Below are 635 nucleotides of genomic sequence, written 5' to 3'. Positions count from 1 at the left end.
TACGAGCACCAGGACGTCCCCTTCGAAGTCCTCGTCGAACGGCTGCACCCCACCCGAAGCCTCACCCACCACCCCCTGATCCAGGTCGTCCTGGCCTGGCAGAACGTCGAGTTCGCCGACGTGAGGCTGGGTAACCTGGACGTCACGCCGCTGCCGACGGAAACCCGCAGCGCCCGCATGGATCTGGTGTTCTCGCTGGCCGAGCGCTGGACCGGGGACGGCCGGCCCGCCGGTATCGGCGGGGCGGTGGAGTTCCGCACCGACGTGTTCAACAGCGCCCGCATCGAAGCCCTGGTCGGGCGGCTGCACCACGTCTTGGTCGCCATCACCACCGACCCGTCGCGGCGGGTGTCGTCGATCGATGTGCTCGACGAGGACGAGCACGCCCGCCTCGGGGTCATCGGCAACCGGGCGGTGCTGCGTGGGCCTTCGCCCGCCGGGGTCTCGATCCCGGAGTTGTTCGCCGCGCAGGTGGACCGCGCCCCCGATGCGGTGGCAATCACCTGTTCGCGGCGTTCGTGGACGTATGGCGACGTGGACGAGGCGTCGAATAGGTTGGCGCACTTGCTGATCGAGTATGGTGCCGGGCCGGGGGAGTGTGTGGCGCTGCTGGCCGAGCGTTCGGCGCAGGCCGT

Annotated in this window: 1 protein-coding gene; it reads left to right on the top strand. The window is 69.8% G+C overall.

Annotation, left to right across the window (positions count from 1 at the left end; genetic code table 11):
* A partial coding sequence (locus BST44_RS29250) for a condensation domain-containing protein (RefSeq protein ID WP_142274748.1) occupies positions 1-635 on the top strand: 635 nt, incomplete at both ends.

Source organism: Mycobacterium scrofulaceum (assembly GCF_002086735.1).
Taxonomy (GTDB): domain Bacteria; phylum Actinomycetota; class Actinomycetes; order Mycobacteriales; family Mycobacteriaceae; genus Mycobacterium; species Mycobacterium scrofulaceum.
The sequence above is the reverse complement of the archived record's forward strand: the minus strand, read 5'-3'. Positions and strand labels throughout refer to the sequence as shown.